Origin of the sequence: Cryobacterium sp. N19 (genome assembly GCF_002929595.1) — a bacterium.
GTDB lineage: Bacteria > Actinomycetota > Actinomycetes > Actinomycetales > Microbacteriaceae > Cryobacterium > Cryobacterium flavum.
The window spans coordinates 1-16,032 of sequence record NZ_PJJR01000051.1 but is presented as its reverse complement, the minus strand read 5'-3'; the positions used below and the strand labels follow the sequence as shown (position 1 = coordinate 16,032).

Here is a 16,032-nt window from a genome sequence, read left to right as displayed (position 1 = left end):
TGGGGGCGTGGTCTTTGACCAGCCCTACATGTGTGGAATCTCGCACCTGTGCTCTCAAGAGGGCATAATTCAGGCGCACGACAAAGCGCACACCGGGTAATTCTAGCCCGGCTGAGCCTCCATGGTCAAATGGGTTGCGCCCCGCGTCAGGCCCGCCGCCGCGCGGCCCTTTTCCCCGTTTAGCACTGTCAGAACAGGCCCTCTGCGGACGGGGCCCGGGCCCCGTCCGTGGGCCCAGTTTATAGACTGGGCCCGCGTTCACAAGGTGGGCCCGGACCGAGAACGGATGCTGCGGCTCGGCTAGGGATTGCGCGGCCACAGCGGCGAGTCGAGGGTGCTCTCGAGGTCAGCCAGCAAGGCCTGCACCTGGGGCTCGACGAACTCCGCAATTGCGGCGAGCAAGCGGGGCTTTTGTTGGGCGAGCTGGGCGCAAACCCGCAGGCCGACCTGGGTGGCGAACTCGTCAGCGAGGGCCATCTCGGCCTTCAGGGCGGCCTTCTCTTCGGGGCTGAGCGGCGGAAGCGGTTCGAACGGTGTCGGGGCGGGGAGCTCGAGCTGGAGTTCCTGCTCTGCGGCATCGAGCGAGGACGGGGGTGCCGGCTGGGGTTCGGCGGGCTGCTGGTCGGCGAGTTCGCTGAAGGTGAAGAGGTACGGGGCATCCGCTGCGGGTTGCGGGTCGAGATCGAGCCCGCGAAACTCCGGTTCGAGGCCCTCAGCCGGCCGATAGGCCTGGGCGGATTCGCGGCGCTCGCTCAGGTTGAGCTCGTGCGCGAGCAGCGGCAGATTGCGCTCGGTATATTCGTCGACCGAGGCGTCGATGACGATCTTCATGCGCATGGAAAGGGCGTGCTGAACGACGTGGGGAACGTCGACGGCGAGTCCGGCGGAGGCGATGATCGGGGATCCGAAGCATCGGCGGCACAGGCGGGCACGGCCGCGGTGCGTTGCGGGGCGCCACCGGGTGATCCAACGCAGCCAGTTCTCAACCTCGTGGTTGACGCGCGACTCGATGGACCTATCCATAATTCATAAGGTTACTCGTACGCGGGTCGTGCGCGAGATGCCAACATCGGCCCCATGAATGGGGCTGCTGAGGGTGCCGCGCGCGCGAGACGTCACGAAACGCCCCATCAGCGCGCTAGTTGTCGTCGTTCTTCTCCCAGGGCCACTCGGGAGCGCCGGAGCCAGCGGGTTTGGCGAGCAGCACCACGAAGAACAGAAAGGCGATGAGCCAGCCGCTCACGGCGACGGCGATCGCGAACGGGCCCATCATTTCGCCGCCGATGAAGATGACCGAGCGAAAGAGTTCGCCGGCGCCGAGGCTATAGACCACTCCCCCGGAGACGCAATAGCCGAGGTAGGCGGCGACTCCGGCAATGAAGATCGGCAACGGCGGAACCTGCGTCAGCCGTTCGGGCGAGCGCAGCACCGCGCTGAGCATGACCCAGACCAACGCGAGGGCCGCTGTGGTGACCATGATGGGGCCGAGGAGGGCGCCGGCATCCGTTTCGTTGATGACGTCACGATTGAGCAGCAGACTGAGCACGCCGAACGCCGCGACGATGAAGGCAACGTAGAGGGCGACCGAGAAGGCTGCCATGGTGATCGCGTACTTTCGATATTCCCGCATGGCTCCAGCGTAGGCCCGCCCGCCGGCTACCGGTGCCGGACGGGGCCTGGGCCCGAGCCATGGGCCCAGTTTATAAACTGGGCCCATGGACGGGGCCTGGGCCCCGTCCGCAAGGAGCTAGGGGCGGGAGACCTGGGGGCCGTCGGCGAGCAGGCGCTCATACTCGGTGCGGGCCTCGAGGTTCTTCGCGGTGACGCGGCGTCCGCGGCGGGCGATCCAGGCTCCGGCCCAGATCGGCACCTCGCGGGCGATGAGCCCGGCAGCGATGGCGCCGGGGTTCAGCCACAGGGTCGATACGATGCGGCTGAGTTCGGTCGGGGTCAGGCCGTCAGACTGGCCGTCGATCACGAGGCCGAGCATGGCCCCGCCGATGTAGGAGAAGTACACCACGACGCCGACGAAGAAACCGAACAGCACGTACGCCCACCAGCCGCCGCGGTTGACCAGCACAATCAGGGCGGCATAGGCCAAGAAGAAGAAGATGACCGGAATGTAGAATCTCGGCAGCCCGACGAAGGACGTGAAGGTGCTCACGGTGACGGCCATGGTCGCGCTCGTCACGCCGATGATGATGAACGCCGCGACGGCGTACAGCACCGCGAAAACCACCGTGGCGAGCAGGGCGATCAGAATGCCGCCGCCCCGGTTGCTGCGGTCCTTGGGCTTGGTGGGTGCCTGCACGTAGATCGGCGACTGGGCCGGGGGCGTGTACGACGGCGGGGTCGAGACCGGCACGTCACGGGGGGCCTCGACGACGGAGTAGTCGATCGGCGTCTCCGCGGCGGCGGCCGTTCCCACGGCGAGCGCGACCGGCACGACGGGCGACGCCGGCTCTGACTCAATGGCTGTGCTCGTGGCCGGAACCGTTTCGGCGGGAGTATAGGAGTCGGAGTAGTCGTCGGCAAGGCTCGGTGCGTCGGCATCGCGGGGCGCGACCGGAGCGGCCGTTGACATGGGGGCCAGGTTGCGGGCGTCGGCCGAAGCGGATGCCACGTCGGCGCGCTCGGCAGCGCTCAGGTTGGCGTTGATGGCGTCATAGTCGATGACGATGGGTTCCTGAACGGGCTCGGCGAGCGAAGCCGTTGGCTCGACCACGACCGCGGCGTGCTCGGGGGCACCGCTCTGGTCGGTGGAATCCTGCTCGGGCGCGCTCGAATCGGGCGCTGCGGCAGCATCCGTTTCCGGGTTCTTCTTGCCGTCGGTTGGCGTGTTGTCGCTCATGCTGAACTCCTCGTGGCCTTCGCCGTGACTGACCTCTACTGTACCAAGGGCACAGCAAATGCCACGGAGACTCGGCGCGCCGCCGCATTATCCAGCGGATGCCGCCGCCGGCGCCACCAGCGAATACGCCTGCCCCGAGTTGAGCACGTCGACTCGCCCTTTCACGTTCGTACCCCGGGTGTCGCGACCGGTGTAGCTGAAGACCAGTGTCTCCGGCATCAGAGAACCGCGCGGGAAAAGCCGGCGTCGTAGTCGGCAGCGCGGCCGGTGTCGTAGCCGCCGCTGCTGTACCCGCTCGCGCCCGCGAAGGCGAAGGCTCCGCCGCCCGCCGCCGACTCGGTGCGGTGAATGAGCAGCTCAACGCCGATGACATCGTGGGCCTTGGCGAGCGCGGCCGTACGGGCGATCTGGCCGGCGTTGACCAGTTCGGCGAGGTGCTGGTCCATGGTGTGCATGCCCTTGTCGCGGCCGCTCTGCATCATGGATTCGATCTGGTGCGTCTTGCCCTCGCGAATGAGGTTGGCAATGGCCGGCGTGGTTACAAGCACCTCGGTCGCGGCAACCCGGCCGGAACCGTTCGCCCACTTCACCAGGGTCTGACAGACCACGCCCTGCAGGGTCTGGGCGAGCTGCGCCCGCACCTGGTTCCGCTGGTGCGGCGGAAACACGTCGATGATGCGGTCGATCGTCTGGGCAGCGCTCTGCGTGTGCAGGGTCGCGAAGACGAGGTGGCCGGTTTCGGCGGCGGTCAGCGCTACCTGAATCGTCTCAAGGTCCCGCAGTTCGCCGATGAGAATCACGTCGGGGCCCTGCCGCAGCACGTGTTTCAAAGCGGATGCGAAACTCGCCGTGTCGTGCCCCACCTCGCGTTGGGTCACGATTGACTTTTTGTGCGCGTGCAGAAACTCGATCGGGTCTTCCACGGTGACGATGTGGTCGGCCCTGGTGCTGTTCACGAGGTCGACGAGGGCGGACAGGGTGGTGGACTTCCCAGAGCCGGTAGGCACGGCCACGAGCACCAGCCCGCGAGGCAGCGCCGCGAACGTGGCCACCGATTGCGGAATTCCCAGGGCCTTGAGGTCTTTGATCTCGCTCGGAATGAGCCGAAAGACCGCACCGACTGCGCCACGCTGCTGGTGCACGTTGACTCGAAAGCGGTTGGACGTGCCGCTGACCGCGGTGTCCTCGAGCGTGTACGCGAAGTCGAGTCCGTGGTCGCGATCGAAGCTGGTCTGCTGGGCGCGGGTGAGAATGCTGCGGATCGCGAGGTCTGCCTTTTGGCGCGACCAGGCCGGGCCAATGCCCACCGGGCCCAGATCGCCAGCGCGGCGAATGCTCGGCGGAGCTGCGACGGAGACATGCAGGTCGGAAGCCTTGCGTAGCACAACCTCGGTGAGCGCTTCGATCAGGTCGGTGTCTGGAGCGCCGAGCACATCGGGCTCCGCCTGGCCGACGCTTCGCAGAATGCGGTCGCCGGGAACACTGCGTAGCGCCATGCGCGTGCGCCTGCGGTTCGTGGGAAGCACGCGAATTTCGTCGCGGTGGGTGGCGTTCACTGCGGCGGAGGCCGAAACCGGGGTGAAGCCCACCAGATCGGCGTAAAGCAGGCCAGCGCCTGGCGACGCGGTGTGGTCGATCAGCGCAGAGTTTTTCGGGCCGTCCATGAGGAATCCTTTTCGCAAAGCAAGTGTCGGGTACTGACTGCCGCGGAACAGGTACGGCCGTGCGGGTAGATCACGAGCGGATGCCGAGGGTGCGGCACACGGTCGAGGCAGGCCTCGCGAGTGGAGCCAGAGGGTAAGTCTTGTTCGCGAGAGGCCTACGTGACTCGCAACGCTATTGAGACTGGCGGTTTAGCGGTAGTCCCGCGATCTGGGGGTCTGCGGGCGGGCATGGGCAGCCGCCTACAGACGCTGGCAGGAATGCGAAAGCCCCCGATACTGGAGGTATCGGGGGCTTTGGAGTGCTGCGCCAGGTTACTCGGCGGCTGGTGCGGTGGGGTCGACCAGCACGTAGATCTCGGCCGCAATGGTGACGGTGGCCTCCCCCGCGCTCGCTCCCGCGCCGGTGGAGAAGGTCTTGATGGCAATGATGCGATCGCCGTATTGCAGCCCGGAGAGAAAGTCGAGCACACTGGCATTGGTGCCGCTCGCCTCGATGGAAACCGGCACCGAGATGTAGTTCGCGGGCGACAGGCGCGGGCTCATCGTTGGAGCCGAGTCGGCGCCCGCTAGGTCGGCAGTGGCCGCGTCGGTACTAGCTGCGGCGGCCTCGGGAGCGGCGACCGGTTCGATCGGCACGTAACCGGTGCCGTCGCTGATCGAAATCTGGTCGAGCGTCACCTGGTGCTCGGCGGCAATGGCGTCGAGCTGCGCCACAAACGCGGGAATGTCGGCGGTCAGGGGAATGCCGAGCTGCAGCTCAGCCAGATTATTCTTGAGCACATCGATGTGCGCGAACTCGTCCTTCAGGGTGGCGAGGGCCAGCTCGTGCTGGGTGTTCTGGGCTTTCACGTTGGTCAGTTCGCGGGCGGCAGCACTGGCCTCTGCTACTTTCGGCGCGATACCGAGCAGCGTGCCGAAAACCACGACGGCGCCCACGATAGCGACCCAGGTGAGCCCCCAGAGTCGGTCCCTATTCATCTCTCTACTCCTCTGCGGCAAAGCGGTTCGACAACGCGGCCGCGTTGATGTTGAGTGCGAGACTCACGACATAGCTGCCGTCTTGCGAGCGAGAAATGGATCCAGGGCTCGCGTCGGCATAGCCGGGCAGGTCTTTCAGGCCGACCAGCCACTGCGGCACCGTGGGCAGCCCCGGGCTGGTGGTTTCCAATGCGAGTGAAGCAGTTCGGGGTTGAGTGAGTGGCACCGCGCTCTGAACAAAGCCGGCCCAGGGTGACGACGTGGTCACAGTGACTGAATCGATCGTGACGTCGGCCGGCAGGATGGCGCGAATATCGGCGAGGTAGGCCTTCCAATCCACCTCGGTCGACAGGCCGAGACCACGCACGGCCAGGGTCGTGTCGTACTGGTCCTGCACCCGACTCACCTCGGCGAATTTGGTGGTCTCCATGAGGATCGCATCGGTGCGCAGCGTGGCTTCCGCCAAATCGTTCTGGTTTAATGCCGCCGTCACGGAGACCGCGCCGATGCCCGCGCCCATGATCACAACGACACCCATGAGGGTGATGGTCAATGCTCGGTGCAGTGCTCGGTTCGCTCGCCGGGCCAACAGATCCGGGGGGAGCAGATCTGCGCGCGGCTCCCCGCCGAGGATCAGCTCCTGCATATCCGTTGCCCGTTTCATGCTTTGCTCCCCAATGCCAGTCCTAGTGCGGCAACAAAGGTGCACTGGGAATTCTCCAAGTCTGTTTGATTGACGTCGGGTCCAAGTTCCAGCCCGCCGTAGGGCTGCGCCGGAACGACCGGGAAACGGGTCAATTCGCTGAGCGCGGCACCGAATCCGTCGAGTCGGGCACCACCGCCCATGAGCACGATGCGGTCGATCGGTAGCTCCGGCCGGTTATTGGTGAAATACGCGACTGTGTTGCGCAGGCTCTCCAAAAGTTCCGAGGTGATCTCCCGAATGATCGTGGTGGCTATCTCATCTTCGGGTGCCGCCTCCTTTGGCAGACCCAGCCGCTTCTTGAGCACCTCGGCCGCCTCCTCGTCGATGCCGAGGCGCACGCGTAGCGCTTTGGTGAGCTGATTACCGCCGGAGGGAATCACGCGCACGAACTGCGGCACGCCGTTCGAGGAGATGAGCACGCTCGACGAGCCGCCACCGATATCAATCTGCACGATCACGTCGGGGGTGGTCACTGCACGGTGAATGGCACGACTGCGAGCGAACGACATAATGTCAACGGTGACGGTGTGCAGTCCGGCCAGCTTTACGGCCTTGATGTGCGATTGCACGACATCTTTCAAGGAGGCGATCAGCAGGCCGGAGATTTGCGGGCCAGACTCACCATCACTGTCGACTTCGGCAATCGGGTAGAAGTCGAGCAGCGCCTCGGCGGTGGGAAATGACAGCAGGTCCTGCGCCTGAAAGGGCAGCGACTCGCGAATGCGGCGCAGCGACATCTTGGGCACGGTCAGGTTGCGCACGACCATTCGGTGGTAGCCCATCCCGAGCACGACGTCTTTGGTGGTGAAGCCGCCCCTCGCCCACATTCGCTGGAGCGCCGCGGCGACGACGGCCGGTTCCAGCACTTCGCCGCGGCTGACCGCACCGAATGGGAGGGGCTCTTCGTGGCAGCGCACGAGCACGGGGTGATCCGTCTCGCCATCCCGCAGTTCTACGGCCCGCACGGCGGTGGTACCGATATCGATTCCGACCACGCGTGTAGTCATTTGTTTCCCCCAGTGAGAAGTTGGTTCGTAAACGGTGGTCGAGGAGCGGGTCGAATGGTCGTGGCGGCAGCTGACGGTTAAGCGAGGCCGTACAGGGTGAGGTAGCCGATGGATATCTGGTCGCCGAAGAATACGCCGATCCAGGCGCCCAGCAGCATCCACGGGCCGAACGGAATACTGCTGCGGCGCTTGGCCTTTCGGCTGAGGAGCAGAAGGAGTCCGAATACACCGCCGAGCAGAAAAGCGCCGAAAGCGCCCACGATGAGCGGCGCCCAGCCCAGATAACCCAGGTAGAGACCGAGCAGGCCGGCTAGTTTCACGTCGCCGAGGCCCATGCCGCCGGGGCTGATCAATGCCAAGGCCAGGTAGAGGCCGAACAGTGTTCCGGCCCCGATGAGGGCGGTGAGCAGGCGACCGGGCTCGCCGGCCACGAGGGCGGCTGCCCCGAGCAGTACCGCGGCCACCGGATACGCGGGCAGCAGAATGCGGTTCGGCAGGGTGCGCGTGTCGAGGTCGATCATGGCCAGGGCCACGCTGATCGCCGCCAGGTAGAGAAACGCCGCGAGCACGATGAGCTGAGTGGCCAGGGTGTTGGTGGCGGTCGTCACGGCCGCCCAGCCGAAATTTGCGGACGCGAACACCCAGAGAGCGACGACAGCGAAGAACACCGCGGTGCCGAGTTCGATCATGGGGTAGCGGGGCGGGATGAGTGCCTTACAGTCGCGGCATTCGCCGCGCAGCACGAACCAGCTCAAGACTGGAATATTGTCATACGGCCGAATGCGCGCACCGCAACTGCCACACGCACTCGGCGGGGAAACGATGGAGCGGCCAGCCGGTATGCGGTAGATTACCACGTTGAGAAGTGAGCCGATTACGGCGCCAAGAATACCGAAGATCCCAGCAACGGTGCTAGCCATTCAGGTCTCGAATCGACTCCCGCGCACCTAAGGCAGGCGTCCCTCCACCGGTCGATGTCGCGCCTGGAAAGCCGACCTCAGCGTAGGTGTAGACGCCGGATGTAGCCAGTTTCACGGTACCGCCCCAAATCTGACCACGCCACTGGGACGAAGTGGAAATGTTTACGTTGCACGGCGTATAAACCATCACATCAACATTGAAGTTGACTTTAAATGATTCGATTACCGAAAAATCCTCGGCCTTTGCGTTACATTTTGACTTGCTGTTTGGCGACTTGTCAGAGGTTACCAACCACAATTTGTGCTTCGAAGCAGCATCGATCTGAGCGCTGTTACGAAATTGAAAGTTGTCCGCGATAATTGCGATGTCACTGCCAAGATTCAGTATCCCCGTACCTGAGACGTCAACCCCATTCGCGCATTCAATGATCCCAGGAGCGCCAGTCAGCGCATCGGCAGCAGCTTGCAGGGCGGCCAGATCACAGATCCCTCCAAGAACGACCTTATTTTCAAAGTAGTTCCATGCCATATCCTTTTGGCTTTTATCGTTCACGAACGTGCCGATTGTCGATGAATACTTGTACTTCAGGTCGTACCATCCCGGTGCGGCGAGGCCGGAAACCGGTCCAGGTTTGGTCTGCGATGAATTTCCGATCAAGCTGCCGAGAATACCGCTCGTTTCACCCGCCGTGAGACTTCCGCCGACGACCGTACCCGGACCAATCGCGGCAAGCCCTGAAACCCAGACATTGCCGCTAACCTGCGCGGTCGACGATGTGGTCAATCTGGCAGCAATCAGGCTTTGGTGGACAAGTGCGGATCCACCGATTGTGGCATTGCCCGATGCCCACACGTCTCCGAACAGACCGCAGGATTCTCCGAGGATGACGTCGCCCGCATGGACTATCAGATCCACGGTGTTTGCGCCCGAACTGATGCAACTGGCGTCACCCTGACGCACATAGATCGCAGCACCCGGTGCATGGATGGTCACGGACTCGATGATGGAAAAGCCGAGGTCAGCGTAGATCGCGATGCCGGCGCTCGGGCTGCTGCCCGATACGGCCACAGAGTAGACAGCCTCGACGCTGCGGGTGGTGCCCGCCGCTTTGCCACCGAGGCCGGCAGCCCCTGCGGTACCCGTCGAAACCATCTTGACCTGTCCCATCGCCGCTGGGCAACCCTCTTCCCACACCGGAGCCCCGCTATCCAGATGCGAGAAAATCACCTCGAATTGAGGCGCAGACCTCCTGAGCCGGTTGTCTTCGACGAGGGGGCAACCAGTGCTGAGCTGGACCACTCCGGCAGCGATCCCCGCCTCGGCCGCAGCCTGCGCCTGCACGCCGGCGAGGACCGAGGTTGTCAGTCCGAGCGATTGCAACGACGAAGAGGTTACGGTAAGGGTAACGATCACGAGCACGGCCATCACGCCAATCACAGCGATCAGCACGCTCCCGCGCTCGCCAGCGCCAGACTCCGGGATCACCCTGCGAAGCATGTTTGTCCTATCTCTAGCGTTCCTTGCGGCTTGATCGTCGTATCTACTCGGTCCGAAGTAGCTGAGCCGACTCCAAGGGACAACTCGACTTCGTCTCCGTTAAATCCGACGGTCGCCTCATTAATTAAGATCCTGTGATTGGTCCAACTGACAATCTCACTACTATTCGGAGCCTTCAATGGCGTCCCGGTTGCGGTTTCCTTGGAGTAGACCGAGCCGTCGTGGAAGAACCATGCCTGGCATGTCCAAGTGAGGTCTGTGTTTCGCCCTGCCGTCTTCACAATTAATAGATCCTGGCCTCGAACTGTGATCTGGTTTGCATTGCGCACGTCGGCCCTAATCGCTTCAACGATCACCTGCGTCGTGTTGGTCGTCTGTACGGCTGAAACGAGCTCCCGTTCCGCGCGCAAAGTAGTGACCAGAAAACCGCCAACCAGGGTGAGGATCACCCCTGCCAGCGAAGTGTAGATAATCAACTCGACCAGCGACATACCGTCCTGGCCTGGCGCGCTTGCGGTTGCAAGCTTCTCGGCTTGGCCAACATTCAACCTTTGTGCCTCTGCACCACGGTACCGGGCCAAGAACCACGTGGTCACGGTGAAACCAGAATGAGCGTAACGACCTGAGCGAGCACACTGCGGTCTGTGCGATCGATGACGGTGCTGGTGTACTTCACCATCGCGGGAACACCCGTCGAGCATCCGTCGGCGAGTTCCCACTCTCCGGTAACGGCTAATTCATCGTGCACTGATGCGGTGCTTGCGGGAAGCGGATTACAGGTGACTGCCAGTGGTCGCGCCTGCTCCAGATCCGCGCTAAGTAGCTGAGTTGCCGTTGCGATCGACGCGTTGGACGCAGTGAGGTGCATAGCCTGCGTGAGCACCGGCAGGAATACCAGTGCCATAAGGCTGAGAAGAAACATCGACACGATGACTTCAACCAGGCCGAAGCCGTCGGAACGTCTGCTGGACTCAACGCCGAGCACAGTCATTCAACGTTCCTTTCACTTATTCATTCTGATATCTCCAGCACGAAGCGAGAGCGCCAAATTATCGACGCCCTCTACTCGAATTTCTAGCTCTTTTTAGCCGAGGTTGATTCCGTGATTGTGTGCTCGTTTGTGCCGACTTGCCCGGCAGTGTCCACGTATGTTCCAGTCAGTGAGAATGCGTCCGGGGTGGCTGCAACGGGCGCAGCGGCTACAACGCTAATTTTCTCGCTGGCGGAGTACCCGGGAAGGGTTTCCAGTGCAGCTACGGCGGCGGCGACCGTTGAACCTTCAGCCACTGAGACGGAAATTGCGGCCTTCGCCTGCGCCAGTTGAGTAGCCACGGCGCTGTCCTTCGCGGAATCCTGCTGGCCGATGTAGATGGGAATTGCGATCGCGGAGAGAATGCCGAGGATGAGAACGACCACGAGGAGCTCGATGAGCGTGAAGCCCTTCTCCTTGTCGCCGAGAGCCTTGCGCTTGGCTAGGACGGTCGTGAAGAAGCGGTACATGTGTGTGTTTCCTTTGAGTGATTCTGCAAGGAGTAAATCGGCGGAGTTACTCCGTTGTCAGCTTAGGTTCAAGCCCCAGACCGAACCTTGTTTTTTCGGGGGGCTGACTACCCCCACTGGGAGTGCAGCCCAAACGGGGGCTACTTGCCTCGCCGGCTATTTGACGTAGTCGAAAACACTGAACATGGGCAGGTACAGCGACACGACCATGCCACCGATGATCACGCCGATGACGGCGATCATGAGCGGCTCGATCAGTGCCGTGAGCTGCTCCGTGGTCGACTGCACCTCCTGGTCGTAGAAGTCGGCGATCTTGGTGAGCATCTGCTCGAGCACGCCGGCACCCTCTCCCACCGCGATCATCTGCGTGACCATGGCCGGAAACACCGGCTCGAGTGCGAGCGGGGTCGCCATTGAACGACCCTGGCTCACCGATTCCTGAACTTTGATCAGGGCGGACTCGATGACATAGTTTCCCGAGGTCTCCCCTACGATCTTGAGCGAGTTCAGAATGGGCACACCGGCACCGATCATCGTGGCGAAGTTGCGGCTGAAGCGAGCGATGGCGAGCTTGATAAGTAGCTTGCCAAACACCGGCAGTTTGAGCTTGAACGGGTCGAGTACCCGCCGCACGGCCAGGGTGTGCTTGTTCTTGCGCCACCAAACGGAGAACACGATGACGGCAATGAGCAGCACCGGGGCCACCCAGACCATGCCGTTGGAGAGCGCGACGAGCACCCGGGTGGCCGGCGGTAGCTCGCCACCTAGATCAGCGAACATCTTCTCGAACACGGGAACGATGAAAATGAGCATGCCCACCACGGCGAGCACGGCCATGATCAGCACGATCACGGGGTAGGCGAGCGCGCTCTTGATGGTATCGCGCAGCTTCACCTCGCTTTCGAAGTTGTCGGCAATGGAGTTGAGGGCGTCTTCGAGAAAACCACCGGACTCGCCCGCGCGCACCAGGCTGATCATGATCGGCGGAAACACCACGTCCTGCTTATCGAAGGCTTCGGAGAGCGACACGCCGGTTTCGACGTCGCTGCGAATGACAGCGATCACCTGGGCGAGCTGCTTGTTCTCGGTCTGCTCCGACAGAATATTGAGCGTGCGCAGCAACGACAGCCCCGCCGCGGTCATGGTCGCCATCTGGCGGCTCATCACGGAGAGGTCGCTGAGTCCAATGTGCTTTTGAAACCCCGGAATGCTCAGATCTGCGTGAAGACCCGTGAGTTTATGGGCCGGCGTGATCGAAATGGGCGAGAGCCCCATGGTGCGCAGTTGCAGCAGCGCTGCCCGCTCCGACGCTGCGTTCATGCGGCCCTTGACCACGCGGTCGCGGGAGTCCCTGCTGGTGTAGCTGAAAGAGCTTTCGGTGGACATCTAGCGCCTTCCGGACGAGAACGAGTCATTGAAGTCAATTTCGCCGTTGCTCAGGCCGCCCACCGGGGTGTCCGGGGGATCAACCCTGTGCACGAGTTGCTTGAGCACGTCGACGTCCATGGCCTTCTCCTCTGCGGCCTGCCGAGTGATCTGGCCGGCGTCGACGAGTTCAGCGAGGTGCTGGTCCATGGTGTGCATGCCGAGGGTGCGCCCGGATTGCAGGGCTGAGGCAATCTGGTGGGTCTTGCCCTCCCGCACCAGGTTCGCGATGGCGGCGGTGGTCACCAGAATCTCGGTCGCGGCCACACGCCCACCGCCGATCTTGCGCACGAGGGTCTGGCAGACCACCCCGCGCAGCGTCGCGGCGAGCTGCGCGCGCACTTGCGCCTGCTGGTGCGGTGGAAAAACGTCGATGATGCGGTCGATGGTCTGGGCAGCATCCTGAGTGTGCAGCGTGGAAAACACGAGGTGACCGGTCTGGGCGGCGGTCAAAGCCACCGAGATCGTCTCCAGGTCGCGCAACTCGCCGATCAGAATGACGTCGGGGTCTTGGCGCAGCACGTGTGTGAGAGCGGATGCGAAACTGTGCGTGTCCTGCCCCACCTCGCGTTGGCTGATCATGGATTTCTTGGCCTCATGAATGAACTCGATCGGGTCTTCCACCGTGACGATGTGGTCGTCCCTGGTGCGATTCACCAGGTCCACCATTGCGGCCAGCGTTGTGGTCTTGCCGGAGCCGGTGGGACCGGTGACCAGAACGAGGCCTCGCGGCAGGTGAGCGAACCGCGCCACCGATTCCGGAATGCCCAGCTCGGCCAATGATTTGATCTCATTGGGAATGAGCCGAAAGGCGCCCCCGACCGTGTTGCGCTGCTGGTAGAAATTGACTCGAAAACGCGTGCCCTCCACCGTGTGGGCGAAATCGAGCTCGAGTTCCTGGTCGAATTCTTCGCGCTGCTCCGGCGACAGAATGCTGTTGAGAGCGGAAGCGACCTTCTCCGGCGACCAACGATCCCACCCGGGAATCGGCCGGAGGGAACCGTCCACCCGGATGCTCGGCGGTGCACCGCCAGAAACGTGCAGGTCGCTCGCTCCCTCGTCCAGCACGAGACGGAGCGCCAGGAGCAGGTCGGCATCGGGCATGGGTGCGCTGAATTGGGCTGATGATTCGGAACGCTTAAGCCTCCTCGAACGGATATCAACGGTGGAGGCGGGCGGGTCATCGGATTCCTGGACGGCATAACCGAAGTCGGGCGATCTCACTGCGGGACCTGCGCGGTCCGTCGGGGGCGAACCGGGGCATCCCGGAAATTAGGAAACAACACGGAGCACCTCGTCGATCGAGGTCAGCCCGAGGGCGACCTTGGCCCAGCCGTCTTCACGCATGGTGATCATTCCCTGCTTGCGGGCGGCGGCTCCGATCTGCGCGCTCGAGGCGTGCGCCACGGTCAGCCGCTCGATCTCTTCGGACACCGTCATGACCTCGTGAATACCAAGCCGTCCACGGTAGCCGGTCTGCGAGCAACTCGAGCACCCGGTCGGCTTGTAGATGATCGTGCCCGTCGTGGTGGGGTCGATGGCCGGGCCGAGATCCGGCATGACCGTCGAACGGTTCGAGACGTAGCCCACCGTTGGGTTGACTACAAAACCCAGATAGGCCAGGTCGGTGCGCTCGTCGGGCACCTTGCAGCGGTCGCACAGACGCCGGGCCAGTCGCTGGGCCACAACGCAGTCCAGGGCCGACCCCACGAGAAAGGGCTCGATGCCCATTTCGATTAGTCGGGTCATAGCGCTCGGCGCGTCGTTGGTGTGCAGGGTCGACAGTACGAGGTGACCGGTGAGCGAGGCCTCGATGGCGATCTTTGCGGTCTCCTGGTCTCGAATCTCACCGAGCAGCACGACATCGGGGTCGGCGCGCAGAATGGAACGCAGCGCAACGGCGAAGGTGAGGCCCGCCTTGCGATTCACCTGCACCTGGTTGACCCCTTGCATGCGGTATTCCACCGGGTCTTCAACGGTGATGACGTTGATCTCCGGGCGATTGATGGCGTGCAGGGTCGTGTAGAGCGTGGTCGACTTGCCCGACCCGGTCGGGCCGGTGACCAGGATCATGCCGTACGGCTTGGTGTACGCCATCTCGTACTCGTTGAAGTTGTCGGTGAGCAGATTGAGGCCGTCCATGCTCATCGACGAGGTGGCGTTGTCGAGAATTCGCAGCACGACCTTCTCTCCCCACACCGTAGGCAGAACGGCGACGCGCAGGTCGACGGTGCGCCCGTTGTGGTGCACCGACATGCGGCCGTCCTGCGGTTTGCGACGCTCAGCGATGTCGAGGTCGCTCATGATCTTGATGCGCGAGATGACGCCACCGGCGATGGTCGACGGAGCTCGCTGCATCTCGTGCAGCACCCCGTCTATGCGGTAGCGCACGCGCACATCGTTCTCACCGGGTTCGATGTGGATGTCAGAGGCTTTGTCTTGAATGGCCTGGCTGACCAACAGGTTGACGAAGCGCACGATCGGAGCGGCGTCATCCGTTTCGTTGGGACCGGCAAGCTCCTCGGGTTCTTCGCTGTCGGCGGTGAGAGTGGTGCTGAGGTCGATCAATTCGTTGTCGGCGCGGTGATAGCGGGCGATGGCCGCCTGCAGGTCGGACAGCTCGACGACAACCGGGCTGACCCGCATGCGCGCTGCCTCGCGCACGTCGTCGACGGCGAACACATCGCCGGGGTTGACCATGGCCACCACGAGGCGACCGTCTTCAAAGGCGATCGGCAAAACATTGGCCCGGTGGCAGACGGTGGCCGGCACTTTGGCCACGGCGAGCCGGTCAACCGGATAGTCCAGCAGCTCGACGAAGGGCAGGTTTTTCTGCTCGGCGCGTGCCCTGGCGAACTGCAGCTCGGTGATGGTGCCGGCCTCCACCAAGTTGCGCACGGCGACTTCATCGGCGCGATCGCTCAACCGAACGGTGTCAAGTCCCTCCACCGGCAGCAGTCCGTGCACGATCAGAATTTCGGTCAGGCTGGTCACGTCTGCGCTGCTCCCCCGGTTCTCAGTCATCTCAATGCGCTCGTGTGGAAGCACACCGCAGTCACGGCACGAGACTGACTCTTTACGTTATCGCGGCGGGTAAAGGCTGAACCAGTTCCCGCCGATGGTGCCCGTGCTTTTGTCGACCCCAGTTCAGGGGGAAACTTTGCCCATAATTGGTGATTATGCCTCTACTGCGGCCGGGTTACGCCCCACGAAAGCGGGTGAACGGCTATTACAGGAGGGCCGAAGTGACCGATTCCCGCACTTGGTCTTCAGAAGAAACTTTCGAACTTTTGTTTGTATTCGACTGAGATTTACTCGTCTTTGGGATCGATTTTGGCTATACTTGTGGGTGAAGGAGGCACCGACGCCATGACCCTCACCGCCCCGCCTGCCGCAGCCGGTTCGATGCCGCAGGGTTCTCGCGTTGAAGCGGTGGCTCAGGCCGGTGCCATTCTGGCGGCAGCGTTGGACGATGTGCGGTTC

At 63.0% G+C, this 16,032-nt stretch carries 16 protein-coding genes; all 16 read right to left on the bottom strand.

Annotated elements, in window-relative coordinates:
- Positions 1-300 precede the first annotated feature (300 nt).
- A complete protein-coding gene (locus CXY78_RS11665) occupies positions 301-1,023 on the bottom strand; it encodes a spermidine/putrescine ABC transporter substrate-binding protein (RefSeq protein WP_104089486.1) in 723 nt (240 codons plus the stop codon).
- Positions 1,024-1,138: 115 nt separating this feature from the next.
- Positions 1,139-1,630 carry a DUF6121 family protein gene (locus CXY78_RS11660; RefSeq protein WP_104089484.1) on the bottom strand — a complete coding sequence of 164 codons (492 nt, stop codon included), beginning with the start codon at positions 1,628-1,630 and terminating at the stop codon, positions 1,139-1,141.
- A 117-nt stretch (positions 1,631-1,747) separates the two neighbouring features.
- Positions 1,748-2,851, bottom strand: coding sequence for a hypothetical protein (locus CXY78_RS11655; RefSeq protein ID WP_104089483.1), 1,104 nt, complete (start codon positions 2,849-2,851; stop codon positions 1,748-1,750).
- A gap of 87 nt (positions 2,852-2,938) precedes the next feature.
- Positions 2,939-3,070 carry a hypothetical protein gene (locus CXY78_RS21860; RefSeq protein WP_255410014.1) on the bottom strand — a complete coding sequence of 44 codons (132 nt, stop codon included), beginning with the start codon at positions 3,068-3,070 and terminating at the stop codon, positions 2,939-2,941.
- The gene (locus tag CXY78_RS11650; RefSeq protein WP_304466263.1) at positions 3,070-4,515 is read right to left on the bottom strand and encodes a type IV pilus twitching motility protein PilT; all 1,446 of its coding nucleotides are present in this window, start codon (positions 4,513-4,515) and stop codon (positions 3,070-3,072) included. Before CXY78_RS11650 ends, CXY78_RS21860 begins: the two co-directional genes overlap by 1 nt.
- Before the next feature lie 312 nt (positions 4,516-4,827).
- On the bottom strand, positions 4,828-5,493 hold the full coding sequence (locus CXY78_RS11645; protein ID WP_092339457.1) for a hypothetical protein: 666 nt from the start codon (positions 5,491-5,493) through the stop codon (positions 4,828-4,830).
- A gap of 4 nt (positions 5,494-5,497) precedes the next feature.
- Complete coding sequence (locus CXY78_RS11640; protein ID WP_140425509.1) at positions 5,498-6,157, bottom strand: hypothetical protein; 660 nt, start codon at positions 6,155-6,157, stop codon at positions 5,498-5,500.
- The gene (gene pilM, locus CXY78_RS11635) at positions 6,154-7,206 is read right to left on the bottom strand and encodes a type IV pilus assembly protein PilM (RefSeq protein WP_092339461.1); all 1,053 of its coding nucleotides are present in this window, start codon (positions 7,204-7,206) and stop codon (positions 6,154-6,156) included. Before pilM ends, CXY78_RS11640 begins: the two co-directional genes overlap by 4 nt.
- 77 nt (positions 7,207-7,283) lie before the next feature.
- Complete coding sequence (locus CXY78_RS11630) at positions 7,284-8,126, bottom strand: A24 family peptidase (protein WP_092339463.1); 843 nt, start codon at positions 8,124-8,126, stop codon at positions 7,284-7,286.
- Positions 8,119-9,624, bottom strand: a complete 1,506-nt coding sequence (locus tag CXY78_RS11625) for a hypothetical protein (protein WP_104089480.1) — start codon at positions 9,622-9,624, stop codon at positions 8,119-8,121. The genes CXY78_RS11630 and CXY78_RS11625 overlap by 8 nt, the downstream gene beginning before the upstream one ends.
- Positions 9,609-10,220, bottom strand: a complete 612-nt coding sequence (locus CXY78_RS11620) for a hypothetical protein (protein ID WP_140425700.1) — start codon at positions 10,218-10,220, stop codon at positions 9,609-9,611. The genes CXY78_RS11625 and CXY78_RS11620 overlap by 16 nt, the downstream gene beginning before the upstream one ends.
- On the bottom strand, positions 10,217-10,615 hold the full coding sequence (locus tag CXY78_RS11615) for a prepilin-type N-terminal cleavage/methylation domain-containing protein (protein WP_092339469.1): 399 nt from the start codon (positions 10,613-10,615) through the stop codon (positions 10,217-10,219). Before CXY78_RS11615 ends, CXY78_RS11620 begins: the two co-directional genes overlap by 4 nt.
- Before the next feature lie 83 nt (positions 10,616-10,698).
- Positions 10,699-11,124, bottom strand: a complete 426-nt coding sequence (locus tag CXY78_RS21895) for a type IV pilin protein (RefSeq protein ID WP_104089477.1) — start codon at positions 11,122-11,124, stop codon at positions 10,699-10,701.
- Positions 11,125-11,280: 156 nt separating this feature from the next.
- Positions 11,281-12,510, bottom strand: a complete 1,230-nt coding sequence (locus CXY78_RS11605; protein WP_104089475.1) for a type II secretion system F family protein — start codon at positions 12,508-12,510, stop codon at positions 11,281-11,283.
- Positions 12,511-13,653, bottom strand: a complete 1,143-nt coding sequence (locus CXY78_RS11600; RefSeq protein WP_104089473.1) for a type IV pilus twitching motility protein PilT — start codon at positions 13,651-13,653, stop codon at positions 12,511-12,513.
- 168 nt (positions 13,654-13,821) lie between these two features.
- Positions 13,822-15,543, bottom strand: a complete 1,722-nt coding sequence (locus CXY78_RS11595) for an ATPase, T2SS/T4P/T4SS family (RefSeq protein ID WP_104089791.1) — start codon at positions 15,541-15,543, stop codon at positions 13,822-13,824.
- Positions 15,544-16,032 lie beyond the last annotated feature (489 nt).